This is a genomic window from Cupriavidus sp. MPR-AND1C (assembly GCF_058809705.1).
In genome coordinates this window covers 77,376-104,121 of record NZ_JBXASU010000014.1, presented here as the reverse complement: position 1 = coordinate 104,121, position 26,746 = coordinate 77,376, and the positions used below count along the sequence as shown (strand labels likewise).

Genomic DNA, 26,746 nt, shown 5'->3' with positions numbered 1-26,746 from the left:
TCATAGCCTGCTTGTCGCCAGAACTGGCGCCCGCCGGTTCGCATGCTTGCGAACCACCAGATGAAAGTTTCCTGATGTTTGGATTTCTCCGTAGCTACTTCTCCAACGATCTCGCGATCGACCTAGGCACTGCCAACACCCTGATCTACATGCGCGACAAGGGCATCGTCCTCGATGAGCCCTCGGTGGTCGCGATTCGCCAGCAGGGCGGCCCCAATCCCAGGAAGACCATCGAGGCGGTGGGCAAGGAAGCCAAGCAGATGCTGGGCAAGGTACCTGGAAACATCGAGGCCATCCGCCCGATGAAAGATGGCGTGATCGCCGACTTCCGGGTCACTGAGCAGATGCTCAAGCAGTTCATCAAGATGGTGCACGACACCAAGCTGCTGCGGCCATCGCCCCGCATGATCATCTGCGTGCCGTGCGGCTCGACCCAGGTCGAGCGCCGCGCCATCCGCGAATCGGCGCTGGCCGCCGGCGCCAGCCAGGTCTACCTGATCGAGGAACCCATGGCGGCCGCGCTCGGCGCGGGGCTGCCGGTGTCGGAGGCGTCCGGCTCGATGGTGGTGGATGTCGGCGGCGGCACCACCGAGGTCGGCGTGATCTCGCTGGGCGGCATGGTCTACAAGGGGTCCATCCGCGTGGGCGGGGACCGGTTCGACGAGGCCATCGTCAACTACATCCGGCGCAACTACGGCATGTTGATTGGCGAGCAGACCGCCGAGGCCATCAAGAAGACCATCGGCTCGGCCTTCCCGGGTTCCGAAGTCCGTGAAATGGAAGTCAAGGGCCGCAACCTGTCCGAAGGCATCCCGCGCGCGTTCACGGTATCGTCCAACGAAATCCTGGAAGCGCTGACCGAGCCACTCAATCAGATCGTGTCGGCGGTCAAGATCGCGCTGGAGCAGACCCCGCCGGAACTCGGCGCCGATATTGCCGAGCGCGGCATGATGCTCACCGGTGGCGGCGCGCTGCTGAGCGACCTGGATCGCCTGCTGGCAGAGGAAACCGGCCTGCCGGTCCTGGTGGCCGATGACCCGCTGACCTGCGTGGTGCGAGGCGCGGGCATGGCGCTCGACCGCATGGACAAGCTCGGCAGCTTCTTCTCCTACGAGTAACGGCGCGCAGGTCGCAACGAAGAAGGCCGGCCCTCGGGCCGGCCTTCTTCGTTGCAGTCCCGGCGCTTCAAAAGCGCCGGGCGCACCAGCGCCACTGTGCAACCGCGCTCAATCCCCCAATGCCACCCCCTCGCGGCGCGGGTCGGCACCGCCGGCCCAGGCCCACGTGCCATCGGGGCGCTGGCGGCGCATGATGGCCTGCGTGCCGCTGGTCATCTCGATCTGCGCGACCTCATGCCCACGGTCTTTCAGGCCTTGCACCAGGGCCGGGCTGACCAGGCCGGCTTCCAGTTCCGTTGGCCCGTTGCGGCTGCCGAAGTTGGGCATGTTGATGGCCGCCTGCACGTCCATGTTCCAGTCCAGCAGGCCCACCAGCGTCTTGGACACGTACTCGATGATCTGCGAGCCACCGGGCGAACCGACGGTTGCGACCAGCTTGCCGCTGTCGCGGTCGAACACCAGCGTGGGCGCCATCGACGAGCGCGGGCGCTTGCCGGGCTCCACCCGGTTGGCGACGGGCTTGCCGTTCTCGCTCGGCACGAAGGAGAAGTCGGTGAGCTGGTTGTTCAGCACAAAGCCGCGCACCATCAGGTGCGAGCCGAAATAGCTCTCCACGGTGGTGGTCATGGAAATCGCGCCGCCGGTGTCATCCACCGCGACGATCTGCGAGGTGGACACGCGCGGCGGCGAACGGTCCGGCGCCAGCGCGACGGTGACTCCGGGTGGCACGCCGGCCTCCGCCTTGTCCATGCTCTCCTCGCCGATCAGGCTAGCGCGGCTTGCCAGGTAGTCACGGTTCAGCAGCCCCGCCACATTGACTGGCACGAAATCCGAGTCCGCCACATAGAGGCCGCGGTCCGCATAGGCCAGGCGCCCGGCCTCGGAAAGCGCGTGCACAGCGTCGATGCCCGGCTCGACACCAGCAGGCGTTGCGACCTGTTTCGGCTTGAGCGCGGCGAGCGCGTATTTCGGGTTCCTGGCTTCCAGCGCCTGCAAGGTGCCGAGCATCTGCGCGATCGCGATGCCGCCTGACGAAGGCGGCGGCATGCCGCAGATCTTCCAGCGCTTGTAGTCGCTGCAAATGGGCGCGCGCTCCTTGGCGCGGTAATCCTTCAGGTCAACCAGCGAGAGCGAGCCCGGGTTGGCGCTGCCGTTGACCTGCTTGACGATCTCGCTGGCAATCGGGCCGGTATAGAGCACGTTTGGCCCGCGCCGCGCGATCTCGCGCAGCGTCTTGGCCAGCGCCGGATTCTTCAGCATGGTGCCGACCGGCCTGGGCTTGCCGTCCGGCGTCAGGAAGTAGGCGGCCATCTCGGGCGAGGCGGGCAGGAACTTGTCGGCGGCGATCTGCGTATAAAGGCGCGGCGAAATCGGGAAGCCCTGCTCTGCCAGCGCGATGGCCGGCTCGAACAGCTTGGCCCAGGGCAGCTTGCCATGCTGGCGGTGCGCCAGCTCCAGCGCGCGCAGCACGCCGGGGGTGCCCACCGAGCGCCCGCCGATCTGCCCTTCGCTGAAGCTCATGGGTTTGCCGTCGGGGCGCATGAAGAGATTCTCGCCGGCGCCGGCGGGCGCGGTCTCGCGGCCGTCATAAGCCTGCACGCGCTTGCCGTCCCAGTACATGATGAAGGCGCCGCCGCCGATGCCGGTGGCCTGCGGCTCGACCAGCGTCAGCACAGCCTGCATGGCAACGGCCGCGTCGATGGCGGTGCCGCCCGCGCGCAGGATCTTGCGGCCGGCTTCGGTGGCCAGGGGATTGGCGGCCGCAGCCATGTGCTTGTCGGCGTAAGTGGTCGTCATGCCCGGCCGGTAGCCGGACGAGACTTCCGGCGCCGCGGGCAGCGCAGCTGCCGTGGGAGCGGTTTGGGCCGGCGGCACCGAGGACACGCCGGTTTGCGTCGAGCATGCGCTTAGCAGGGCGAGCGCCAAGGCCAGCGGGCTGCCCCGGCGTATCAATGAAAACTGCTGAGTGGCCATTTCATTATTCTCCTGAAAGGAAAGGCATTCTAGAAATCGATGCTTGCACCCTCGGGGGTGGCAGAGCGGCGTACGGCCTCGATGGCTTCGAGCCGGCGCTTTGCCTCCTCGGGAAAGCGGGCAATGAGCGCGGCAATCAGGGTCTCGCATTGCGCCAGCGCGGGTACCTTGGTATCGAATGGCGAGCCGGTCTGCACAAAGCTGCTTAGCGTGGCCGTGGCGAAGCCGGCAACCGGCGACTTCCACTCGTCGGTAAACAGGATGATTCTTGCGCCCTGGCGATGCGCCGCGGCGGCAAAGTCGATGACGCTCTTCTGATAGCGGCGGTAGTCGAAAACGACCAGCGCATCGTTAGGCCCGATGTCGACCAGTACCTCGTTCGCCCGCTCCAGGGCAGGCTCGATGAGACGGACCTTGGGCCGGATATGCGTCAGGTGTGAGGCGAGCCGCGAGGCCAGGAACAAGCTCGATCGTCCGCCGGTGCAGAACACGGCGGACCGCGCATTGCCAAGCAACTCGACGGCGGTGTTGAAATCCTCCTGCGAAGCGTGCTGCGCCACGCGCTCGACCGACATCGCCAGGCTTGCCAGCGAACCCTTCTGGAAGTCTTCTCCGAGTGCTGTGTCGCCCCGCGCGCCGAGCCGGGAGAGCGGCGAGTTCATTGCGTCGTCAACCTCCGCCAGGAGCGCTCGCTGAAATGACGGGTAGCCGTCGAATCCCAGCTTCACGACCAGCCGGTACACGGTCGGATCGCTGACCCCGGCTTGCCCCGCGAGGTTCGAGATGGAAGTCAGCGCGGCACTTGGGTAGCTGGCGAGCAGCGTTTCCACGACCTTCAACTCCGACGTGGTGAAGCCGGCGGCCTGGTCTGCCAGCATTTCCCTGATTGATAACCTGGCCAAGCCGCTCTCCGAATAGGGACTGCCCGGCCACTATGCGGTGCGGCAGTATGACGTAATGAACATTACAGAACGTGAAACAAATCGGAGAATATCATTTGGGTGGTGCAACAAAAACCGCGTGGAAACCCTTGGTTTCGCCTGAGGGACGCCGCGTGTATTGTTTGCCGGTGAAGCGCCCGGCTCAATTCTCAGGTTTTTTGTAGCGTACGTTACAAAGTGCCGAACGCACCATGATGTCGGTAGTGTCGGTAGCCAAGGGTCGGGGCTCAACGAGCAGAGGGAGCGAAGACGTTGAAAGAGACGCCACTGATCGACTGGCTTCTCGGGCGCAGTCACTGGGCGCAACCCGACCGAGCGGGCCTGCCCTTGAACCGGCAGTTGTTCGACGACATCCGCGGTGCGATCCTTGCTGGCCAGTTGTCGGCCGGCACGCGCCTGCCGCCGACACGCGAGGTCGCCAAAGGCCTGAGCATCGCCCGCAACACCGTCCTGTATGCGTATGAGCGCCTCACCGAAGAGGGCTATACGCTGACACACGGCGGCAGTGGGACCTACGTCGGCAAGGCACCGCCCGATCCCGCGCTGCGCGAGCGCGTGTTCGGCTTGAGCCAGGCGAGCGAGATCGCGCCGCCGCGCGCAGAATCGCGCCTGTCCGCAAGAGCCCGCGAGCTGCTCGATGGCGCCGGCGCATCGGACCGGCAGGTGGGCTCGTTCGTGCTGGGCATTCCGGATGTCAGGCAGTTTCCGCGCGCGACATGGCAGCGCCTGATCACCCAGGTCTGGAAAACCGCCTGCCAGGAACAACTGGGCTATGGCACGCGCCACGGCTGCCCGCCGCTCAAGCACGCGCTGGCGCAATACCTGGCGCTCGCGCGCGGCGTCGACTGCTCGCCCGAGCAGATCGTGGTGACGCAGGGCAGCCACCAGGCCATCGATCTGTGCGCTCGCTTGCTCGCCGATCCGGGCGATGTGGTGTGGGTGGAAGACCCCGGCTACTGGGGTGCGCGCAGCGTGTTTCGCGCCGCCGGCCTGAAGGTCGAGGCGGTGCCGGTGGACGCACAGGGCATGCAGCCCCCGGTTGCGCCGCAGACCGCGCCCAAGCTCATCTTCGTCACCCCGTCGCACCAATACCCCAGCGGCGTGGTAATGAGCCTGGCACGCCGTCGTTTGCTCACGGAGCTGGCGCATCGCTACGGCGCCTGGATCATCGAGGACGACTACGACAGCGAGTTCCGCTACCACGGTGCGCCCCAGCCGTCGCTGCAGGGCCTCGATCCCCATCGCAACACCATCTATGTGGGCAGCTTTTCCAAGGTGCTGTACCCCGGCCTGCGGCTCGGCTTCCTGATCTTGCCGCCGTCGCTGGTGGATGCCTTCGCCGTAGCGCACTCCGAGTTATATCGCGGCGGGCAGTTGCAGATCCAGACCGCGCTGGCGCTGTTTATCGCCGACGGGCACTACGCCGCCCATATCCGGCGCATGCGCAAGATCTATGGCGAGCGCCAGGCGCTTCTCACGCAGGCATTGCAGAGCCGGCTTGACGGCGAGATCGATATCGTCGGCACCGATACCGGGCTGCATCTGACCGTCCTGTTGCGCCGCGCGGACGATCACCGGGTATCGCGCGCCGCGCTTGCCCACGGCATCGTGGCCCGCCCGCTGTCGTCCTACTACGCGGATCCCGTGCGCGCGCAGAACGGCCTGGTGCTGGGCTACGGCGGGGTCAGCGAGGAAGAGATCGGCCCGGCGGTAGCCCGGCTGGCGGTGGCGATCGAGTCGGTCGGTGGGGCGTGATGCGGGTGCCGGTGCCGGCTCAAGGCGCTGCGGGCCGCCTCGGACCGCGCAAGACGACCTTGTCGCCAGCCACGAACAGTGGATGCGCGCATTCCGAGGCTGGCGACGCCGCGTCAATGTTGTGCGAACCGGCAGTCCGCCGCGTTCACCAGTTTCACGAACGGCCCGCTCAGCGTCCGGTTGTGATGCGCAATGATGGCCTGCGCCGGCAGCACCGGCGTGTCCATGCAGGTATGTCCGTCCGCGACCAGCACCGGCCTGAAGCCTAGCTCCGCGGCGGCACGGCAAGTCGTGTCGACGCAGTACTCCGTCTTCATGCCGACGATGACCAGCTCGGCAACGCCGGCATCCGACAGCCAGCCTGCCAGCCCGGTTCCGGCAAAGCAGCTGGGCCGGGTTTTATCGAACACCGTGTCCGCGACGGCATCCACCGCAAGCTCGGGAAGCAGTTGCGACAGCGCGCTGCCGGGCTCCAGCGCAGATCCCAGCGGGCCGGTGTGGCGCACGGCAAAGACGGGCGCGCCCGCTTCGCGGGCTCTAGCGATGAGCGTGTTGATGGTGGCGAGGACGCGCTGCCCTTCATAGGGCGCCTCTGGGCCGTTGAACATGCCGACCTGCATGTCGATGATCAACAGGGCGCAACGTCCGGGGCTTGCACTGCCAGGCATGGTGTTTCTCCTGTGATGCCAGCGCGGGCGCAGAAACCAAAAGGCCCCGTCCATCGCTGGCGGGGCCTTGGGGTGAAGACTTGAGCGGCTTATTCCTGGCTCATGGTCCGACCACACGACCCGCCATCAGCGGTCGTGGTAGTGGTCGTGGTGTCGAGAGCCAGGAAGTGCATTGGCGGATCATGCAGCAGGCCGGGCGGGGCGTCAATCTCCGGTGTGGCCTGCTGACACTCGCCGCGCAGAAGCCCGGTCTGGCCGGGCTGGTGGTCAACGTTCAGTGCAGCCGCGTGCCCGCCGCCAGCAAACGTTCCAGCCCCTGGGCCAGCGTCATGCCCAGCGCGCGTCCCCAGCCGTGGATGGCGAGCACGTGGCGGCGGTAGACGGCATGGTGGAGCAGGGCGGCAAACCTGCCTTCGATATGCCAGCCGCTGTCCTTGCCCGGCGCGGCCAGGTTGGCGATGGCGCTGCTTCCCGCCAGGCTGACCAGCGAGCCATAGTCGCGATACCGGAACCCCTCGGTGTGCTTGCCCGCCAATCGCCGTGGCAGCGCTTGCGCAAGATACAGCGCTTGCTGATAGGCAACCTGCGCGCGCGTCGGGAGCTCCGCATCGAGGTCCTGGGGCCGGCAACTGGCGCAGTCGCCGATCGCGTAGATATGTTCGTCGTCGACGCTCTGCAGGGTGGGCAATACGCGGATCTGCCCTTTGGCATTGACCGGCAGCCCAAAGCTGGCCAGCATGCCCGGCGCAGCGATGCCAGCCGCCCACACCACGACATCCGCCTGCATGGGTGCCTGGCCGGCCATGGTCAGGCCGCTCTCGCTGACTGACGTCACGCGGGCGCCGCACTGGACGCGGATGTTCAGCCGCGCCAGCTGCTCGCCGACGCGATCCGCGATCCGGGCGCCGAGGCCGGGGAGCACCGCGGGCGAGGCTTCGATCAGGCAGATGTCCACGCCCGTCACCGGGTCGAGCCGGTGGATGCCATAACGATTCAGCACGCTGGACGTGCGGCGCAACTGGGCCGCGAGCTGCACGCCGGTGGCGCCCGCGCCGACGATGGCGACGCGGACTGTGCCGGTGGTTGCTTGCGGCTGTGCATGAGCCTGTGCGGTCTTGCGGCGCAAGGCGGTGAACAGGCGCTCGCGCACTTGCTCCGCGCTGCTCACGCTGTCCAGCGTCAGGGCGTGCTCGCGCGCGCCGGGCACGCCGAAGTACTGCGTGACGCCGCCAACGGCAAGCACCAGCTTGTCGTAGCCGATGGACTGGAGCTGTCCGCCCTCGCCATGGCCGGTGCCGGAGATAGCCACGGAGATGGTGCGGTTGATGCGATCCACGGCCTGCAGGTCGCCCTGCACGTAGCGGAAGCGATGGCGCTCGGCCTGCAGCGCGAAGGACGTATGGTGAACCACGGGCTCGAGCCTGCCCGCGGCCACTTCATGCAGCAGTGGCTTCCACAGGTGCGTGGGGCTGCGGTCGACCAGCACGATTTCGGCGAGCCCTGGCTTGCCTAGCCGCCTGGCGAGGCGGGTGGCGAGCTGTAGTCCGGCGGCGCCGCCGCCGACGATCACGATGGTGTTCATGGGAAACTCCGTGATTGCTGTCTTGTTGCCGCGAGCGCGTCAGGCCGCCGATTGCCGTCCACCATGCACTCCAACGCGTGGAAATCCGGCCAGAGCGCATCCGGCGAACCTGAAAGCACGGCAGATCCCCCTGCCTGGCGCGGTGCATCGTCATACGCCGGCTGAACGGTGGCTGTGTGCATGCCGACGGCTTGCGCGGCGCGCAGGCTGCTCGGCGTGGCGCCGACCAGCAAGGCGCGGTGCGCCGGCACATCGGCCGTGCGCAGGATCAGCCGGTAAAGCTCGATCTCGGTTTCCCGGGGCAGCAGCGCGTCCGCCGTGGCGACGACAGTAAAGCGGTCCATCCAGTCCGGGCCGATGGCGCTATCGAGCAGGATGTGCAGCGTGCGCGATGCGAGCGGCGCGGCAAGCGCCAGCCGCGCGCCGCCCAGCTCCGCGCTGCGCATGAGCTGCATGGCCTGGGCACGGATTTCGGCCGGCTTGCCGGCACGCGCGCCGGTGCAAGCATCCTCATGCAAGTGGAGCGGGGTGTCGCGTTCTCGCGGTGCTGCGCCGAAGCCGGACTTGCGCAGTTCGTCCGCGCGGATGAGTACATCGTCCAGGGTAAGCACCAGCAATTCCAGCGACATTTTTCGTCTCCCTATGCACTACGTTTCGATACGCGGACGCGATTGCGTTTCCGGTCATGGCACTATAAGGTAGCCGCTTCATATTGAAAAATTGGTTTATAAAACCGACCAATAGGTTTTCTACTATGAATCGAACCACCACCTTCCGGCAGCTCAATGCCATCGATGCCATTGCCCGCCTGGGCGGCGTTTCCCGCGCGGCGGAGGAGTTGCACATCACGCAGCCAACGGTGTCGCTGCAGCTCAAGCTGCTCGAGGAGGCGATCGGGGCACCACTGCTGCAGCGCGCGGGCCGGGGCACGCAGCTCACGCCCGCCGGTGAGGTGATGGCGGGCTACGCCGGTCAGATCCTGCGGCTGTGGCGCGAAGCCACCGAGGAGGTGGCGGCGCTCAAGGGCAACCTGGCCGGCACGCTGCGGGTCGGCGCCATCACGACGGCGGAGTACCTGCTGCCGTCGATGCTGGTGGCATTCACCGCGGACCAGCCCGACGTCAAGATCAAGCTCCATGTGGGCAACCGTGAGGAGATCGTGCGGATGCTGGCCATGCATGAGATCGATCTTGCCATCATTGGGCGGCCACCCACGGACATCCGCACGCAGGCGACGCCGTTCGCCAAGCACCCCATGGCATTCATCGCGGCGCCGGACCACCCATTGATGGCGCGCCGCAATCTCACGCTGCAGGACCTGGTGGAGGAGAACCTGCTGGTGCGCGAGCGCGGCTCGGGCACGCGCAATACCGTGGAGCGGTTGTTCAGGGAGGCCGGCCTGCGGCTGCCCCTGGGTTCTGAGCTGTCCAGCAACGCGGCGATCAAGCGGATGGTGTCGGCAGGGTTGGGGGTCGCATTTCTCTCCCTGCACGCCTGCACACTGGAATTCCAGGCCGGGCTGATCGGGCTGTTGCCGTTGCAAGGCAATCCCATCGAGCGCGACTGGTACGTACTGAACCTGCCGGGCGTGCGCCTGCCGCGCGTGGCGGTTGCCTTCCGTGGCTACCTGGTGGAGCAAGGCCAGGCGGAAATCAACCGGCAGCTGGAGTCCTTTGACGTGATACTGCGCCGCCTGCACGCGCGCGCCCGGCGCCAGCGCAAGGCAACGCCCGCGCAAGGGGAGCGGGGATGAGACCCGGCATGCCGATGCTGGCGCGTTGGCGTATGGGAAATCCCTCGGTCTGGGCAATCACTTAACAATAGATGAAGAACAAGTCCCTTCTGATTGCCGCAGCGGCAATCGCCACAATCGCCATCCTGGCTTACCCCGCATATCTCTACTGTTATGACGGCGTGGCCTACGGCGGCAAGGCGTACAGCCCTAACGGGGCCTTCTACTATCAGAAGTACAAGCTGGCCAGCTGGCGTAGCTGGGTGCCGATCATGGCCTTTCCGGGACAAGGCTCGGACAAGCTCTACTATGTGAACGGCTATGTGCGGGTGTACACCGCCGCGGGGAAGCAGATCGGCCAGGCATCGGCGCGCGGCGTGCCGCTGGCGGAGGTGTTCTGGGCTGGCGATGCGTTGGTGGTGATGGATGGCAGCGCCGATGAGGATGGCCCCATCATGCTGCCGGGGCGCTCGGACTGAGCGGCGCAAGGCATTCAAGTTTGCGGATGGCTCGCCGTTAGCAGGGGCAACCGTTGATTTCGAAAGTAGACCTTGCGCCTCACCACTGAATACGACCGCCCCGCCAGCAGGCTGCTGCCGGCCGAGATTGGCGCCAGCGCGCAGCATGCCGAGCCGTCCGTCATCGACTGGCTGCTGCACGATGACCAGGTGATCCGCGAGTGCTTTCGCCATGCCGCCGCGATCCTGAAGAATGCGACGGGTGCCGCCATGACGGCGGTCACGTTGCTCGACGAGGAGCACCAGCACTATCGGGCCGCGGTGGGCATGCCGCTTTCGCCTATCTCGCGCAAGCATTCGCTTTGCGATCATGTGGCGCGGCACGGTGACCTGTTCGTGCTCGAAGACGCGCTGGCCGATCCACGCTTTGGCGAATGCGTGCTGGTCAGATGCTTCCCCTTCGTGCGTTTCTACGCGGCGATCCCGATCAAGGGGCCCTGTGGCACGGTCGTCGGTGCGCTCTGCGCGATGGATTCGGCGCCGCACCGCATCACCCTGGCGCAGTGCGAGGTCTTCAGGCACCTGCGTGCCATGGTCGAGAACGACCTGAAGCTGCGCACCGCCACCGCGATCGATCCGCTCACGCAACTGTTCAACCGGCGCGCCATGCTGGAGAGCGTTCGCCGCAGATGGCATGAAACGGCCGACGGAGAAGAAATCGGCGCGGTCATGGTCGACGTCGACTGGTTCAAGCGATACAACGACGCCTACGGGCATCCGGCGGGCGACACCTGCCTGCGCGAGGTCGCATCGGTGCTGCAATCGATTGCGGATGCGCATCGCATGATTGCCGGGCGCCTGGGCGGGGAAGAGTTCGGGCTGCTTCTGTGCGGCGCGCCACGGCCAGCGCTGGAGACGGCGCTGGAAGACCTGCGCCTGAGCGTGGAGCGCTTGAAGATCGAGCACCGCGGCTCGCCGTTCGGCAGCGTGACGCTGAGCATCGGCGCCTCGCTGGCGCGCAAGAAGGGTGCCGTCGAGCCCGGGTCTCGCGAGGGGTTCGCGCTTGCGGACCGCGCACTCTATATGGCCAAGGCCGACGGCAGGAACAAGGTGGTCATCATCTAGTGTCCTGAATCACAAATTCGTTGAGTAAGTCGTCCGATAAGACGCACGATCCGTCGTCACGAATGCTCGCAAGGCACCAGCCTTGCTGCGCTTCGCTCCTAGGCTCGCACGCCTTCTCGGACAACTTATTTCTTCAACGAATTTCAGACTCAGGACACTAGAAAGGCTAACGCGCTGACTGGCTAACTCGCTAGCAGGCCGCCGCACCTCGAGCGGCCTGCGCCCATTGCACGAACCCGGCATGGCGCGCCAGCAGGCGGCGTGCCGTGTTGTAGTCCGGCGAATCGATGCGCGGGCCCTGCGCGGGCTTGCCGTCGCGCGCCGCCTCGTACCTGCCAACCCTGTCTTGCGCCTGCGCGACCTGCTGCGCCGATGGTGTCAGCGCGGCGTGTATCGCGGCGACCTGATGCGGGAACACCGTGCATTTCGCCTTCAGCCCGATCCGCCGGGCCCAGGCGAGGTCCGCAGCCAGCGCCGTAGCATCCTGGTAGTTGAACGGACAGTCGATCGGCACGCAGCCTGCGGCGATGCAGTCCACCAGGAAGCGCGCGCGCACATGATGCAGCTCGATGCCGTCCGGGCCGCGCACCGCGTCAAGATCCGCGCTCAGGTCTTCCGCCGCCAGCAGGCAGGCACTGACGCGCGGGCTGGCCGACAGGATGGCTGGCGCGGCAACGATGCCCCGCGCTGATTCCAACGTCGGCACGATCTCGGTGTGGCCATGCGGCAGGCCAAGCTCGCGCTCAAGGCCGGTGATCTGCTGGTCGAGCGCCAGGATCTGCGCGCCCGACTCGGTGTGCGGCAGCAGGACCGCCGCGGGCGCACCCGGCAGCACGCCGTGCAGGTCATCCAGCCCGTCGCCATCCAGCTTGTTGATGCGCACGGCGCCGACAATGCCGCGTGCCCGGCATTCGCCCATCAGGGCGGCGATCCGCGCGCGCGCCGCGGGACGGTCCGCGGGGCTGGTGAATTCCTCCAGGTCGGCGACCACCACATCCGGGCCGCTTTCCAGCGCCGCGTGCTGGCGCACGGGGTCCAGGCCGGGCACGAACAGCCAGCTGCGCCGCAGTCCTGGCGGCCGTCTTGTCGCTTGGGCGTTCATGGCGTTTCTCCCGTGGCGGGCGCGTGGCCATCGCCCTGGAACAGCACGGCACTGGCCGGCTCGCCCGCCTGCAGCCGGGCCAGGATTGCCGGCTCGGCTTGATCGGAAGCCAGCGCCTGGCCGATGATGCCGGCGGCGACTTCCGGCGCCAGGAACAGCACGCCGTTGTCATCCGCCAGCACGATGTCTCCCGGGTTGACGGTGACGCCGCCGCAGATCACCGGCGCATTGACGGCGCTGCCGCCGTCGTCGATGCGCTTGGTGGTCAGCACGCTGGTGCCGCGCGCGAACACCGGCATCCCCATGGCGCGCAGCTCCAGGATGTCCGTCACCACGCCGTCCACGATGATGCCCCTGGCGCCGGCGCACAAGGCCGCGGTGCCGGTGACGGCGCCAACGGGGGCATGCGCATGGTCGCCGCAGGCATCGATCACCAGCACATCGCCGGGCGCGAGGCTGGCCAGCGCCCGGTTCACGGCAATGGCGTTGGGCGTGGCCAGGCGCACCGTGACGGCACGGCCAACGACCTTCACGTTGGGCGCGAGCGCGCGGATCTCGTGGCTGGCAAAGCCGTCTTCAAGGAAGTGCCCGAGCGTGGGGAAGCTCACGCGTTCAAGCTGGCGCAGCAGCGCCGTGTCAAGTCTGGCTTGCATGGCGCTCACTCAGGACAGCGAGGTGGTGGCGTCCACCCCGGTGGCCGCCGCCGGGGCATGCCTGCTGAGCGTCTCGGCCAGCAGCAACAGCGCGACGGCGGAAATCAGCGCGGAGCCGATCATGTACCACGCAACGGAAGAGCCGCGGCCCGTGGCGGACAGCAGCGCGGTGGTGATGATCGGCGTGGCGGCACTCCCCAGCAGCCCGGACAGCATGTAGCTGATCGACAGGCCCGAGTAACGCACCTTGGTGCCGAACAGCTCCGCCAGGAACGTGGCGATCGGGCCGTAGTTGGCCGCGAAGGCGCTCATCATCAGCAGGTAGCCGAGCAGGGCGAACGAGAACACCTTGGTGTCCAGCAGCCAGAACAGCGGGAAGGCCAGCAGCGCCTCGGCGATGATGCCGCCGATGATCACCGGCTTGCGGCCCACCTTGTCCGACAGCAGGCCAAACAGCGGCAGCAGCACGATGCACAGCGCGCACGAGATCAGCGCGATGGTGAGCATCTGATTGCGGGAGAAGCCAAGCGTCTGCGTGCCGTACGTCAGCCCGAACGCCACGATCAGGTTGAAGGCCGTGCCGGTCGACATCGTCGCGATGCCGCCCAGCAGGACCTGCTTCCACGATTTCGTCAGCACTTCGGCCAGCGGAATCTTCACCTGCGCGGCGGTGGCCTTGACCTTGCTGAACGACGGCGTTTCCGACGTGTTCAGGCGGATGTACATGCCCACGCCCACCAGCAAGACGCTGGCCAGGAACGGAACGCGCCAGCCCCAGGACAGCAGCGCCTCATTCGACAGCACGGCATTGCAGAGCAGGAACGCCAGGTTGGCGATCAGCGTGCCGGCGGGCACGCCGATCTGCACCCATGATCCGTACAGGCCGCGCTTGTCGGCCGGGGCGTGTTCCACCGCCATCAGCACCGCGCCGCCCCACTCGCCGCCCAGGGCCAGGCCCTGTATCACGCGCAAGGTGAGCAGCAGGATGGGCGCCCAGATACCGATCGAGCGGTAGTCCGGCAGCAGGCCGATGGCAAAGGTGGCCGAGCCCATCATGATGAGCGAGATCAGCAGCATGGACTTGCGGCCGACCTTGTCGCCGAAGTGGCCGAACAGCGCGGCGCCGAGGATACGGGCCAGATAGGCCGATGCGAAGGTGCCAAAGGCGAGCAGCGTGCCGGTGAGCGGGTCGAAGGCCGGGAAGAAGACCTTGTTGAAGACCAGGGCCGAGGCCGTGGCGAAGATAAACAGGTCATACCACTCGACCGTGGTGCCGATGACGCTGGCCGCGGCGATCTTCTTCATGTTGCGGGGCGCTCGCCCGGCTTCGGGCTGGTGGATGGGGGCGTGGTCGGGGTTCATGAGGCTTTCCAGTAATGCGCGCAGGCTTGGGCACGCGTGAGGTAAGGGGGCCGGTGCTAGGTGATGCTTTAGGTATTTTTGTTCGGGTGGTCAGGCCAATATAGCGTAGATGGCCGATAAATTAAGCGTAATAGGTAGTTGTTCTAGGTCAGGTGGGCGGGTGGTCCGGCCTGTTGTGGCGAATTTCACCACTTCGGCTTCGTTAACGCAAGCCACGTGCCAACAACAAAAGTGCCTAAATAGCACTTTTCGTTAAGGTCTGCGTGTGGAATTGGTGCGAAAGTGGGCGGCTGGGGGAGCCAGGTTGGGCCTGGCTTGCACCAGCGATGTGCGCCCGGACCCGGTATGTCCGGCCCGGCAAGGGTCTGTCTGGCCTACTCGGCGATGTCTTCGGACAGGCGCGACACAATCGCCAGCAGGTGGAACGACATGGCGTGGCGCGCCCGGATGGGGTCCCGCGCCACAATCGCGCTGACGATGCGGTCGTGCTCGCCAACCGCCGCGCGCCAGGCGGACGCGTCCACAAAGTGCTTGTCGAGCCGCTTATACAAGGGGCTGGCTTCGCACAGATCCCATACATGGGTGACCACCGATGCCAGCGCCGCATTGCCGCAAGCATCGGCGATGGCCTGGTGGAAGGCTCGGTCATGCGCGAAGTCGCCAGCTTCCGGCGACTGATCGGGGTTCATCTTCCGGTGCGCCTCTTCGATGGCGGCGATCTGCTCGGGGGTGCCTTGCTGGGCCGCCAGCGCCGCGCATTCCGGTTCGAACAGCGTGCGCGTCTCGATCAGCTCGAACGGGCTGGCTTCCAGCGCCGCGCCCAGGCGGGCATCGATCTCGGCAGCCGGATCGGGCTCGGTGCCGTTGGTGGCGGCCTGCCCGTTCTCCTTGGGTTCCAGCACGAATACGCCGCTGCCGACGCGCACCTCGATATAGCCGCCGATCTCGAGCGCGATCAACGCTTCGCGCAAGGTCGAGCGCGCGACGTTGAGCTGCTCGGCCAGCTCGCGCTCCGCGGGCAGGCGCTCGCCGGGGGCGAACTCGCCTGCGCTGATTTTCTTGGCAATCTGGTCGGCGATCAGCCGGTAAAGGCGCTGCGCTGAAACCGCTTGAAGTAGGGACATGAAGGCAAGGCCGCTGCAAATTGACTGATGGTCTGATCAATACAGCAAAACCCGGTGTCTGTTCAAGGGGCAGGGTGGGTTTCTCCCGGCTTTCCGGGGCGCCAGCGGGAGTGGTCCGGCCAATGTGGCTTCGGGTTGGCAGCAAGCCGGGCATGCGCTTCGGGTGCTATCGGTCATCTTTCCCGCACATCGCTGTGCGTGTTCCGGGCAAAACGTGAAGTAATCGTCTTCAATTGGACTGACCACCCTGTCAAAAAATCAAAAGTTTTGGCATTTTTTCTGCGAAAGCCATAGAATTGGTCCGGCCATCGGTTGAGTTACAAGCCAGGCGACGCAAAAAGCGGCTTTAGCGCCATCCGACGGGTCGCACTGGTCTGACCCTAAGCCTGACCCGGAGCGCTTTCCCCCGATTTCCCGGCCGGCCCCTCGTGGCGCTAGCCGTCCAGATCCAGATCCAGATCCAGACAAGACAGCAGGACACCAATGCAATGGAGCATGCAATGAAGAACGCAGACCTGGTACGCCGCAAAGATGCCGCCACGCCCCGTGGCGTTGGTGTGATGTGCAACTTCTATGCCGAGCGCGCCGAAAACTCGGAACTGTGGGATGTCGAAGGCAACCGCTACATCGACTTCGCGGCCGGCATCGCCGTGCTCAATACCGGTCACCGCCATCCGCGCCTGGTGCAAGCCATGCAGGCGCAGATGGAGCGCTTCACGCACACCGCCTACCAGATCGTGCCCTACGCCAGCTATATCGAACTGGCCGAGAAGATCAACGCCCGCGCGCCGGGCGCGTTCGCCAAGAAGACCGCGTTTTTCACCACCGGCGCCGAGGCCGTCGAGAACGCCATCAAGATTGCCCGTGCGGCCACCGGGCGCCCTGGCGTCATCGCCTTCTCTGGCGGCTTCCACGGCCGCACCATGATGGGCATGGCGCTGACCGGCAAGGTCGTGCCGTACAAGGTGGGGTTTGGCCCGTTCCCGGGCGACGTGTTCCACGCGCCCTACCCGTACGGGTTGCATGGCGTGAGCGTGCAGGATTCGATCAACGCGCTGCACCAGTTGTTCAAGGCGGACGTGGACCCAAAGCGGGTCGCGGCCATCATCTTCGAGCCGGTCCAGGGCGAGGGCGGTTTCAACGTGGCACCCGCCGAGTTCGTGCGCGCGCTGCGCGCCATCTGCGACGAGCACGGCATCCTGCTGGTGGCCGATGAGGTGCAGACGGGATTTGGCCGCACCGGCAAGCTCTTCGCCATGGAGCACTACGACGTCACGCCGGACCTGACCACCATGGCCAAGAGCCTGGCCGGCGGCATGCCTTTGTCGGCCGTTTGCGGCCGGGCCGAGATCATGGACGCGCCGGCCCCCGGCGGGCTGGGCGGCACCTACGCTGGCAACCCGCTGGCGGTGGCTTCGGCGCTGGCGGTGCTGGACGTGCTGGAGAGCGAGAAGCTGATCGAGCGCGGCGCCGCGCTCGGCCAGCGGCTGCAGGACAAGCTCGATGGCCTGAAGTCGCGCGTGCCGGAGATCGGCGAGGTGCGCGGCGTGGGCGCCATGATTGCCGTGGAGTTCCGCAAGGCCGACGGCCGCCCCGATCCCGAATTCACGCGGCAAGTGCAAGACCGCGCCCTGGAGCGCGGCCTGCTGCTGCTCTCCTGCGGTGTCCACGGCAACGTGGTGCGATTCCTGTTCCCGCTGACCATCCCTGATGCCGTGATGGACGAAGGGCTGAGCATCCTGGAGGCCGCGCTCCTGCAGTAACTGCCGGCGCGCAAGCCCAGGCCCGCAAACATCGTATTCAAGACTTCGAAGGATCGCCGCACCCAGGCTGAAGCGCGCGGCGATCGCAAAAACGGAATTCACGACCATGAACAAGCAATCGTCGCAAGCACTGCCGGCGCGCACAGCGCGCAACGGCGGCCAGATCCTCATCGACCAACTGATCATCCAGGGCGTGAAACGCGTCTTCCTGGTGCCGGGCGAAAGCTACCTGCCTTGCATCGATGCGCTGTACGACCATCATGACAAGATCCAGCCCATCGTGTGCCGGCAAGAGAGCGGGGCGGGCTATATGGCGGAGGCGCAAGGCAAGCTGACCGGCGAGCCCGGCATTTGCTTTGTCACGCGCGGCCCCGGCGCCACCAACGCCAGCATCGCCGTGCACACCGCCTACCAGGATTCGACCCCCATGATCCTGTTCGTTGGCCAGGTCGGCAACGATTTCTACGAGCGCGAAGCGTTCCAGGAGGTCGACTACCGCCGCATGTTTGGCCAGATGACCAAATGGGTGGCGCAGATCGACCGCACCGAGCGCATTCCCGAATTCATCGCGCGCGCCTTCGCGGTGGCCACCAGCGGGCGGCCCGGCCCGGTCGTGCTGGCGTTGCCCGAAGACACGCTGTGGGGCAAGGCCACGGTGGCCGACGTGCCACGCTACCGCCGTGCCCACAGCGCGCCGACGCCTGGCGCGATGGCGTCGCTGGCCGAGCTGATCGAGCAGGCGGAGCGCCCGTTCCTGCTGCTGGGCGGATCGGGCTGGACGCCGGCGGCCTCGCGGCAGATGGAGGGGTTTGCCGAGCGCTTCGCGCTGCCGGTCGGGGTAGCCTGGCGCCGCCTGGAGTGCTTCGACAACCATCATCCCAACTTTGCCGGGCACGTGGGCTGGGCCATGCCCGAATCGCTGCGCAAGCGCGTACAGGAAAGCGACCTGCTGATCGCCGTGGGCACGCGCATGGGCGAGGCCACCAGCGAGGGCTACACGGTGGTGGAAAGCCCGCTGCCCAGGCAGAGGCTGGTCCATGTGTACCCCGACGCCAATGAGCTTGGCCGCGTGTTTCATCCCACGCTGCCGATTGCCGCGGACGTGGTTTCGTTTGCCGCCGCGGTGGCCGAACTCTCCCCATCGCGTTCCCCGGGGGCGCGCAACGCCGGGCACGACGCCCACCAGGTGTACCTGGCCGAGCAGGAACCCAAGGCCGCGCCGGGCGCCCTCAACCTCAACGTGGCCGCCTGCCACGTCCGCGACAACGTGCCGCAGGACACCTGCATTACCGTTGGCGCGGGCAACTATGCCTTGTATCCGCATGCCTACTACCGCTTCAAGGGCGTTGGCACCAGCCTCGCGCCGACCGTGGGATCGATGGGCTACGGCCTGCCGGCGGCCATTGCCGCCAAGCTCGAGAACCCCGATCGCACCGTGATCTGCTATGCGGGCGATGGTTGCTTCCAGATGAACCTGCAGGAACTCGGCGTTGCCATGCAGTACCGGGTCGGCATCGTCGTGCTGGTCTTCAACAACGGTATCTGGGGCACCATCCGCGCGCACCAGGAGCGCGAGTTCCCGGGCCGCACCGTGGCGCTTGGCTTCGACAATCCGGAGTTCAGCGAACTGATCCGCGCCTATCGCGGGTATGGAGAAATTGTCGCCAGCGATGAAGCGTTCGGTCCCGCTTTTGCGCGTGCCCTTGCATTCGCCAACACCCAGCAGCTGCCTGCCTTGCTGGAGCTGCGTTATGACGCGGACGGCATCGCGCCGGGCATGACCTTGTCGCAGATCCGCTCGGACGCACTTGCCCGGCAAGCGGGCGCGAAGTAATGGCCACGACGGCAAGGAGAGAGACCATGAGCATGCTGGCAATCAACGGCGAGCGCCTGTGGCAGTCACTGATGGACCTCGCCGCGATCGGCGCCACGCCCAAGGGCGGCAATGCGCGCCTGGCGCTTACGGCGCTGGATGGGCAGGGGCGCGACCTGGTGACCGGTTGGATGCGCGCAGCCGGACTGAGCGTGACGGTCGACCAGGTCGGCAATATCTTTGCCCGCCGGGCTGGGCGCAACAACGCGCTGGCGCCGGTCATGACCGGCAGCCATATCGACACGCAGCCCACCGGCGGCAAGTTCGACGGTTGCTATGGCGTGCTGGCCGGCCTGGAAGTCATGCGCACCCTGAACGACCACGGCATCACCACCGAGGCCCCGCTCGAAGTGGCCATCTGGACCAATGAAGAAGGCTCGCGTTTTGTCCCGGTGATGATGGGTTCCGGCGTGTTTGCCGGCGTCTTTGCGCTGCAGACCGCGCTGTCGGCCACCGATGTGGCGGGCAAGCGGGTGGCGGATGAACTGGCGGCCATCGGCTATGCCGGCGACGCGGAAGTTGGCCGCAAGGTTGGCGCCTACTTCGAAGCCCATATCGAACAGGGGCCGGTGCTCGAGGCCGAGGGCAACGTGATCGGCGTGGTGACCGGATCGCTGGGCCTGCGCTGGTACGACGTCACCGTGACCGGCATGGAGGCGCACGCTGGCCCCACGCCGATGCCGCTGCGCATGGACGCGCTCTATGGCGCCACGTTCCTGATGCAGGAAGTGATCCGCATCGCCAACGACTTCGCGCCGCACGGGCGCGGCACGGTGGGCGTGGTCAAGGTCCATCCGTCGTCGCGCAATGTCATTCCCGGGGCGGTGACGTTCACGGTCGACCTGCGCCATCTCGACCCGGTGCGGCTTGCCGCGATGGATGCGCGCTTTCGCGCGGCTTGCGCCGCCGTCGCGGACGGCACCACCACCGGCGCGGCCCTGGATGTGGTTGTGCAAGACGTGCAGTACTTCGCGCCCACGCCGTTCGCGCCCGAGCTGATCCGCCACGTGCGCCAGCAAGCCGCCGCGCGGGGCTACAGCCATCAGGACATCGTCACTGGCGCGGGCCATGACGCGGTCTATATCGCCGGCGTGGCGCCCACCGCGATGATCTTCGTGCCATGCAAGGACGGCATCAGCCACAACGAAATCGAAGACGCCAAGCCCGAGCATCTGGAAGCCGGGGCCAATGTGCTGCTTGGCGCCATGGTGGCGCAGGCGAACACGAGCGCCTGAGCGGGCCGAAACCTCAATGAATGCCAGGAATCCACGATGAGTGACTTGAGAGATCTCGCCTATTGGCGCAAGCAGGCAGCAACGGTATCGATCCGTTCGCAAGCCTATATCGATGGCCGCTGGGCCGACGCCGCCGACGGCGCCACCTTCGAGACCATCAACCCCGCCACCGGCAAGGCGCTCGCCCGCGTCGCGGCCTGCGGCGCGCAGGACGTCGAGCGCGCGGTAGCCGCGGCGCGCAAGGCGTTTCAGTCCGGCGTCTGGTCGGACATGCCGCGCAGCGCCAGGAAGGCCACGCTGCTAAGGCTGTCGCACCTGATCGAGACACATCGCGAAGAGCTCGCGTTGCTGGAAACGCTCGACATGGGCAAGCCCATTGCCGAGACGCTGCAATACGACATCCCCGAAGCCGGCCGCACCTACGCCTGGTATGCCGAAGCCATCGACAAGATCTACGATGAGATCGCGCCGACGGGCCCCGGCGTGCTGGCCACCATCACGCGCGAGCCGCTGGGCGTGGTGGCGGCGGTCGTGCCCTGGAACTACCCGCTGCTGATGGCCAGCTGGAAGGTGGCGCCCGCGCTGGCCGCCGGCAACAGCGTGGTGCTCAAGCCCGCGGAGCAGTCCCCGCTCACCGCGCTGCGGCTGGCGGAACTCGCCGAAGAAGCGGGCATTCCGGCGGGCGTTTTCAATGTGGTGCCAGGTCTTGGCGCCGCCGCCGGGCAGGCACTGGGCCGCCATCCCGACGTGGACTGCATTGCCTTTACCGGTTCCACCGCCACCGGCAAGCGCTTCATGGAGTATTCCGGCCAGTCCAATCTCAAGCGCGTCTGGCTCGAGTGCGGCGGCAAGTCCCCGCATATCGTCTTTGACGACTGTCCCGACCTGGACCGCGCCGCGCAGGCCGCCGCCATCGGCATCTTCAGCAACCAGGGCGAGATCTGCATCGCCGGTTCGCGCCTCTATGTGCAAAGCGGCATCTACGACGCGTTCATGGAGAAGCTGGAAGCGCACGCAGCGCGCATGCAGCCGGGCGACCCGCTCGACCCCGCCACCGCCATGGGCGCCATCGTCGACGGCGCGCAACTGCAGCGGGTGATGTCCTATGTGAAGAGCGGCGAGGACGAAGGCGCCCGCCTGCGCGCCGGCGGCAAGCGCGCGCACACGGACAGTGGCGGCTTCTACATGCAGCCCACCATCTTCGAGTGCCCCACGCAGTCGCTCACCATCGTGCGCGAAGAGATCTTTGGCCCGGTGCTGGCGGTGACCCGCTTCGAGTCCGAGGAAGAGGCCATCCGCATGGCCAACGATTCGCCCTACGGGCTGGGCTCGGGACTCTGGACTTCCAACCTGTCCCGCGCCCACCGGGTTTCGCGCAAGCTGCAGGCGGGGCTGGTGTGGGTCAACTGCTATATGGACAGCGACGTGACGGTGCCGTTTGGCGGCGTGAAGCAGTCGGGCTCGGGACGGGACAAGTCACTGCATGCGCTGGACAAGTACACGGACCTGAAGACCACGTGGATCAGCCTGGCGTGACCAGGCAATGCGCCGGCCGGCCAACGCCGGCCAGCCGCTCAGAGCAGTTCCATCTGCCGCACGGTGGGGGCGTGGCGGAGTGCCAGCGCCAACGCCGGCACGCCGCCAACCGGCCACGCTAGGCTAAAGCCTTGTTGCCGTGCCTTGTAGGCGGCCTCTTCCTTGCCAGCCACCTGGAGATGCCTGTACATGGCGCGGGCATGCGTCTTGACCGTCGGCGCCGAGATATTCAGCAGGCGGCCTACGGTCTTGACCGCATGCCCTCGGGAGAGCAGTACCAGCACGTCATACTGGCGTTGCGTCAATCCCAGTTGCGTTGCTTCTCGTGTCAGCCGCTGGCTCCCGGCAGCGGGCCGCGGTGCCAGCGCAGCCGAGGGCAAGGCGGGTAAGGCGGGGAACAGTGAAAGCTGGCTCGCGCCGGCACGCTCCGGCTGACGGGTGGCGATACGCCGGATGGCGGTCCTGAGCACGTCGAGCGGGGCGGATTTCGGCAGGCAGCCGCAGAAGCCTTCGGTGATCTCGCCTTGCGGCAGCTGCAGCGGCACGGTATCGCAGAGCAGCAGCACGCGCGGCGCGGCCCATAGCCTGCGTGCCTGGCCGAGCCATTGCCAGCCCGTGTCGGCATCGGCGGGCATGCCAAAGACGATCAGGTCAGCGCTGCCGCCGGCGTGCAAATGCGCAGGGATTTCACCCGGGTCGATGGCAGCGACTTGCGCGATGCCTGCAATACTCTCCAGCAGCGTGAGCATTGCAATCCGGAGCAATGGATGGCTTTCAACGAGCACCACGTTCATGCCGTAACTCCCCGTACAAGCGCAAATACAAATGCAAGTGCAACGGAGACAGGCTGAACCCACGGGGATGGCACGACACTGCCAGCGCCGACCAGCGCTTGCGGCAGGATTTTGCAATCCCCGGATTTCCGACCCTGCCCTGGCGGACCCGCCAGGGCGGCTCTGTGCGTCGTAGAGCCTGCCCGAATATGTCATGTTTTTTATCTTGAAAGATATTAGGTTCGGATCATGCTTGAAATCAAGTAGGCATGTTGCGTGGATGAAACTTGACATTCCGATCAAACTGCTCGATATGCGTGTCAAATGCGCTCTTCTGGCTATCTTCGTGCAGCGGTCACGGTGTCAGGCACCTCGCGCCTCACCGGCCCGGGTCGCGATCTTGGCGACGGAGTTGCCCCAGCCGACGCACGGGGCGGGCCGCGCGTGCCTCATGCCGCCAAGGCATCTTCGCCGCAGGCGTCGGCGTCGGTCCCGCACGCTGCATGTAGCGCAGACGCGAGGATCATGGCTTCGGCGTTGCGCGGCGGCGGCCGGCAGGGGCGCGGGCGGTAGACGGCCTGGCCCTTGGCGATGGGCAGGCCGCTGAGGGCGCACACGCCAGCCTCGCGTGCCGATATCGCAGCCCAGATCTGAGCGCCGTAGCGGCAATGGGTGGGGTCGCGCCAGCTGATCACCGCCAAGGTGGGGCTGGGCCGCTCCACCACGCTGACGATGGCGGTGTGGCGGCGGCGCCGGGGATCTTCCTCATCGGGCCAGGCGCAGTCGGCGTACAGCTGGAAGGCCTGACGCGCATTGAGCAGGCCGATGGTGCTGTCCCACGGGTCGGGGCGGTCCGCTTGCGCACATGGGGTGGATGATGTGGCGGGATTCGGGTGCGCTGGCATGGTCAGCTCCGGATGATGGAGGCGGGCGGGGGAGGCAGCCGGCCCCGTCGCGCGGATGAAGGCTGGCGTGTGGACGCCGACCATAAGGACATCTTATGACGCGCTGCGCGCCGCACGCAGTTGTCCATCGGTGCAGGCGCGGTACGACGTTGAGATGGCCGGGTCATACGAACGTAGGAGGCAGCCCGCCGCGCCGGGAATAAGGCTGCTGCTGGTGGGGCGGGCTATCTGTTTATTTTTCGGTGGGGATTCATAGTCAGGCATTTAGGCAATGCATCCGTGAATTGGTTGACTCACAATCAGGTTGCGCTCGGATGGTTCAGTTCGTGGGCGGAAAGGACACAAAAGCCCTGCGCCATGAAAATCAGGCATGCCAGGGGGACACCCTATCCTTTGGTTTGATTGACAGCTTCTCGCCGCCGCAACGATCATCGGCTCGCACCGCGCCCCACCGGGCACACAAGTGTCCAGGGCCATGGCCGCTGACTGATTCTGGATGGAAGGCAGACTTCACACTTCAGATCAGGCGTTTAGTGCTACCGCAATAGGAGAGAGTGCATGTCTAGTGAAGCAAAGTGTCCGTTCAATCATGCCGCCGGCGGCGGTACGACAAATCGCGACTGGTGGCCGAAACAGTTGCGGTTGGACTTGCTTGGTCAGCATTCCGGCAAGTCCAGCCCAATGGATGAGCGCTTCAGATATGCCGAGGCTTTCAAGCGTCTCGACCTCGCGGCGGTAAAAAAGGACCTTGCTGCGCTGATGACCGATTCGCAGGATTGGTGGCCGGCGGACTTTGGCCACTACGGTCCACTCTTCATCCGCATGGCTTGGCATAGTGCGGGTACCTACCGTGTCGACGACGGCCGGGGAGGCGCCGGACGCGGCCAGCAGCGTTTCGCACCGCTCAACAGCTGGCCCGATAACGTCAGCCTGGACAAGGCACGTCGCCTGCTCTGGCCGATCAAGCAGAAGTACGGGAACAAGATTTCCTGGGCCGACCTGCTGATCCTCACCGGCAATGTCGCGCTTGAGACCATGGGGTTCAAGACCTTCGGCTTTGCCGGAGGTCGTGAAGATACCTGGGAGCCGGACAATGACGTCTACTGGGGCAACGAGAAAACCTGGCTTGGCGGCGATATCCGTTACGGCAAGGGCGCGGCCGGCAACGATGGGGATCCGCGTGGCGCTGGGGCGGGCTACCCGGAAGACGGACGAAACCTGGAAAATCCACTGGCCGCGGTGCAGATGGGCCTTATCTACGTGAATCCGGAAGGCCCCGACGGCAATCCGGATCCCATCGCGGCCGCGCGCGATATCCGCGAGACCTTCCGCCGCATGGCCATGGACGACGAGGAAACCGTCGCGCTGATCGCCGGTGGCCATACTTTTGGCAAGACGCACGGCGCGGGGCCGGCCGGCAACGTTGGCCCGGAGCCGGAGATTGCTGACCTGGAGCAGCAGGGGCTGGGCTGGAAGAGCCGTTTTGGCACCGGCAAGGGAGCCGACGCAATCACCAGCGGTCTGGAAGTGACCTGGACCGCGACGCCGACGACATGGGGCATGGGATTTTTCGAGAACCTGTTCCGCTACGACTGGACGTTGACCAAGAGCCCGGCCGGCGCGCATCAATGGGTGGCAAAGGATGCCGGTGAGACGATCCCGCACGCGCATGATCCGTCGAAGAAGCTGCGGCCTACGATGCTGACCACCGACCTTTCGTTGCGCTTCGACCCGGCTTACGAGAAAATCTCGCGGCGTTTCCTGGAGAATCCTGACCAGTTTGCCGACGCCTTCGCCCGCGCCTGGTTCAAGCTGACCCATCGCGACATGGGTCCGCGCGCCCGTTACCTTGGCCCGGAAGTGCCTGCGCAAGCCTTGATCTGGCAAGACCCGATCCCCGTCGTGGACCATCCGTTGGTCAACGACCAGGATATCGTTTCGCTCAAGCAGACGATTCGCGCGTCGGGGCTGTCTGTCGCGCAGATGGTGTCGACGGCCTGGGCATCGGCATCGACCTTCCGTGGCTCGGACAAGCGCGGCGGTGCCAATGGTGCGCGCATCCGCCTTGCACCGCAGGTTGAATGGCCCGTCAACCAGCCTCGGCAATTGGCGAGGGTGCTGACGGTCCTGGATGGCATCCAGTCCGAGTTCAACCGCGCGCAGTCTGGCGGCAAGAAGATTTCACTGGCGGATCTGATTGTGCTGGCCGGCGCAGCCGGTATCGAGCTGGCAGCAGAAAGGGCCGGCCATCGGGTGATCGTGCCGTTCTCGCCAGGCCGCATGGACGCGTCGCAGGAACAGACCGACGTGCCATCTTTCGGGGTGCTTGAGCCGGTTGCAGACGGCTTTCGCAATTACCTCAAGGGAGAGTACAGCGTTCCTGCGGAGGCGTTGCTGATCGACAAGGCCCAGCTGCTGACGCTGACCGCGCCGGAGATGACCGTTCTGATCGGCGGGCTTCGTGTGCTGAACGTTCATGCCGGAACGCAGGCTCACGGCGTTCTCACCGACCGGCCGGAGACGTTGACCAATGACTTCTTTCGCAACTTGCTCGACATGCGCACGGAATGGAAGCCACTTTCAGCTTCTCGCGAAGTATTCGAGGGATACGACCGCAAGACCGGTGAACTGAAATGGACGGGCACGCGTGTCGATCTGATCTTCGGTTCGCACGCACAGCTCCGCGCGCTTTCCGAAGTCTACGCAAGCGAGGACGCCCAAGAGAAATTCGTCCGTGACTTCGTCGCGGCATGGGTCAAGGTGATGAACCTCGATCGGTTCGACCTGGCCTCCTAGCGTCTGGCAGAGGCACGTTTCTCCAGTCTCGCCATTCGCACCCATTCGCACCCATTCGCACCCATTCGGCTGACGGGCTGCACATGTTCACTACAGAACATGCTGCGCCCCCCTGGTTCCCTGCTGCCCTGAATGCCAGGGTGGGCAATGCTGCCGGATACCGTGGGCCGCACTTTTATGTGCGATTGCAGCAAAAATCGGCAATCGTCCTTGAACAATGGGTCGTTCCATCCTATAACCATCCCATTGGATGGTATTTGGATGGCGAATG

General features: G+C 66.0%; 21 protein-coding genes. 10 read left to right on the top strand and 11 right to left on the bottom strand.

Going from position 1 to position 26,746, the window contains the following annotated elements:
• The first annotated feature begins 74 nt into the window (after positions 1 to 74).
• Complete coding sequence (locus AC1RWI_RS11095) at positions 75 to 1,118, top strand: rod shape-determining protein (RefSeq protein WP_043354275.1); 1,044 nt, start codon at positions 75 to 77, stop codon at positions 1,116 to 1,118.
• 108 nt (positions 1,119 to 1,226) lie between these two features.
• Here AC1RWI_RS11095 and ggt read toward each other — a convergent pair whose 3' ends face one another.
• Entirely contained in the window at positions 1,227 to 3,092 is a 1,866-nt protein-coding gene (gene ggt / locus AC1RWI_RS11090; protein ID WP_492866349.1) for a gamma-glutamyltransferase, read from the bottom strand.
• 29 nt (positions 3,093 to 3,121) lie between these two features.
• Complete coding sequence (locus AC1RWI_RS11085; protein WP_492866347.1) at positions 3,122 to 3,994, bottom strand: MurR/RpiR family transcriptional regulator; 873 nt, start codon at positions 3,992 to 3,994, stop codon at positions 3,122 to 3,124.
• Positions 3,995 to 4,285: 291 nt separating this feature from the next.
• Here AC1RWI_RS11085 and pdxR point away from each other — a divergent pair, with 291 nt between their 5' ends.
• A complete protein-coding gene (pdxR, locus tag AC1RWI_RS11080) occupies positions 4,286 to 5,788 on the top strand; it encodes a MocR-like pyridoxine biosynthesis transcription factor PdxR (protein ID WP_043354283.1) in 1,503 nt (500 codons plus the stop codon).
• Positions 5,789 to 5,901: 113 nt separating this feature from the next.
• Here pdxR and AC1RWI_RS11075 read toward each other — a convergent pair whose 3' ends face one another.
• The 3 genes from AC1RWI_RS11075 to AC1RWI_RS11065 all read right to left on the bottom strand — a co-directional run bounded on the left by AC1RWI_RS11075 (position 5,902) and on the right by AC1RWI_RS11065 (position 8,667).
• On the bottom strand, positions 5,902 to 6,456 hold the full coding sequence (locus AC1RWI_RS11075) for a cysteine hydrolase family protein (RefSeq protein WP_492866345.1): 555 nt from the start codon (positions 6,454 to 6,456) through the stop codon (positions 5,902 to 5,904).
• A gap of 274 nt (positions 6,457 to 6,730) precedes the next feature.
• Positions 6,731 to 8,038, bottom strand: a complete 1,308-nt coding sequence (locus AC1RWI_RS11070) for an NAD(P)/FAD-dependent oxidoreductase (RefSeq protein WP_492866343.1) — start codon at positions 8,036 to 8,038, stop codon at positions 6,731 to 6,733.
• The gene (locus tag AC1RWI_RS11065; protein WP_043354290.1) at positions 8,035 to 8,667 is read right to left on the bottom strand and encodes an HAD family hydrolase; all 633 of its coding nucleotides are present in this window, start codon (positions 8,665 to 8,667) and stop codon (positions 8,035 to 8,037) included. The genes AC1RWI_RS11070 and AC1RWI_RS11065 overlap by 4 nt, the downstream gene beginning before the upstream one ends.
• 125 nt (positions 8,668 to 8,792) lie before the next feature.
• On the opposite strand from AC1RWI_RS11065, the gene AC1RWI_RS11060 reads away from it, so the two are divergent.
• From AC1RWI_RS11060 to AC1RWI_RS11050, 3 genes are all read left to right on the top strand, one after another.
• Positions 8,793 to 9,791, top strand: a complete 999-nt coding sequence (locus AC1RWI_RS11060; RefSeq protein WP_043354293.1) for a LysR family transcriptional regulator — start codon at positions 8,793 to 8,795, stop codon at positions 9,789 to 9,791.
• A gap of 71 nt (positions 9,792 to 9,862) precedes the next feature.
• Entirely contained in the window at positions 9,863 to 10,249 is a 387-nt protein-coding gene (locus AC1RWI_RS11055; protein ID WP_052494977.1) for a hypothetical protein, read from the top strand.
• Between the two features lie 72 nt (positions 10,250 to 10,321).
• A complete protein-coding gene (locus AC1RWI_RS11050; protein ID WP_492866340.1) occupies positions 10,322 to 11,353 on the top strand; it encodes a sensor domain-containing diguanylate cyclase in 1,032 nt (343 codons plus the stop codon).
• Positions 11,354 to 11,543: 190 nt separating this feature from the next.
• Here the strand turns inward: AC1RWI_RS11050 and AC1RWI_RS11045 are convergent, their stop codons facing one another.
• From AC1RWI_RS11045 to AC1RWI_RS11030, 4 genes are all read right to left on the bottom strand, one after another.
• Positions 11,544 to 12,455 (bottom strand): HpcH/HpaI aldolase/citrate lyase family protein, encoded by a 912-nt coding sequence (locus tag AC1RWI_RS11045; RefSeq protein WP_492866338.1) that lies wholly within the window; start codon positions 12,453 to 12,455, stop codon positions 11,544 to 11,546.
• Positions 12,452 to 13,108 carry an RraA family protein gene (locus tag AC1RWI_RS11040; protein WP_492866336.1) on the bottom strand — a complete coding sequence of 219 codons (657 nt, stop codon included), beginning with the start codon at positions 13,106 to 13,108 and terminating at the stop codon, positions 12,452 to 12,454. Before AC1RWI_RS11040 ends, AC1RWI_RS11045 begins: the two co-directional genes overlap by 4 nt.
• A 9-nt stretch (positions 13,109 to 13,117) precedes the next feature.
• Positions 13,118 to 14,470 carry an MFS transporter gene (locus tag AC1RWI_RS11035; RefSeq protein ID WP_492866334.1) on the bottom strand — a complete coding sequence of 451 codons (1,353 nt, stop codon included), beginning with the start codon at positions 14,468 to 14,470 and terminating at the stop codon, positions 13,118 to 13,120.
• A gap of 374 nt (positions 14,471 to 14,844) precedes the next feature.
• Positions 14,845 to 15,594: a FadR/GntR family transcriptional regulator gene (locus AC1RWI_RS11030; protein WP_043354300.1), complete on the bottom strand. Its 750-nt coding sequence runs from the start codon at positions 15,592 to 15,594 to the stop codon at positions 14,845 to 14,847.
• 500 nt (positions 15,595 to 16,094) lie between these two features.
• On the opposite strand from AC1RWI_RS11030, the gene gabT reads away from it, so the two are divergent.
• The 4 genes from gabT (at position 16,095) to AC1RWI_RS11010 (ending at position 22,001) form a co-directional block, all read left to right on the top strand.
• The gene (gabT, locus tag AC1RWI_RS11025) at positions 16,095 to 17,357 is read left to right on the top strand and encodes a 4-aminobutyrate--2-oxoglutarate transaminase (protein ID WP_492866332.1); all 1,263 of its coding nucleotides are present in this window, start codon (positions 16,095 to 16,097) and stop codon (positions 17,355 to 17,357) included.
• A 106-nt stretch (positions 17,358 to 17,463) separates the two neighbouring features.
• On the top strand, positions 17,464 to 19,191 hold the full coding sequence (locus AC1RWI_RS11020; protein WP_492866330.1) for a thiamine pyrophosphate-binding protein: 1,728 nt from the start codon (positions 17,464 to 17,466) through the stop codon (positions 19,189 to 19,191).
• A gap of 26 nt (positions 19,192 to 19,217) precedes the next feature.
• Positions 19,218 to 20,465: a Zn-dependent hydrolase gene (locus tag AC1RWI_RS11015; RefSeq protein WP_492866328.1), complete on the top strand. Its 1,248-nt coding sequence runs from the start codon at positions 19,218 to 19,220 to the stop codon at positions 20,463 to 20,465.
• Positions 20,466 to 20,501: 36 nt separating this feature from the next.
• The gene (locus tag AC1RWI_RS11010) at positions 20,502 to 22,001 is read left to right on the top strand and encodes an aldehyde dehydrogenase (RefSeq protein ID WP_492866326.1); all 1,500 of its coding nucleotides are present in this window, start codon (positions 20,502 to 20,504) and stop codon (positions 21,999 to 22,001) included.
• A 38-nt stretch (positions 22,002 to 22,039) separates the two neighbouring features.
• On the opposite strand, the gene AC1RWI_RS11005 is transcribed toward AC1RWI_RS11010, so the two are convergent.
• Together AC1RWI_RS11005 and AC1RWI_RS11000 are read right to left on the bottom strand one after the other, a co-directional pair.
• Entirely contained in the window at positions 22,040 to 22,795 is a 756-nt protein-coding gene (locus tag AC1RWI_RS11005) for a response regulator transcription factor (RefSeq protein ID WP_492866324.1), read from the bottom strand.
• A gap of 428 nt (positions 22,796 to 23,223) precedes the next feature.
• Complete coding sequence (locus tag AC1RWI_RS11000; RefSeq protein WP_052495252.1) at positions 23,224 to 23,679, bottom strand: DUF3331 domain-containing protein; 456 nt, start codon at positions 23,677 to 23,679, stop codon at positions 23,224 to 23,226.
• Between the two features lie 558 nt (positions 23,680 to 24,237).
• Between AC1RWI_RS11000 and katG the strand changes: the two genes are divergently transcribed.
• Complete coding sequence (katG, locus tag AC1RWI_RS10995) at positions 24,238 to 26,475, top strand: catalase/peroxidase HPI (protein ID WP_492866322.1); 2,238 nt, start codon at positions 24,238 to 24,240, stop codon at positions 26,473 to 26,475.
• Positions 26,476 to 26,746: the final 271 nt, after the last annotated feature.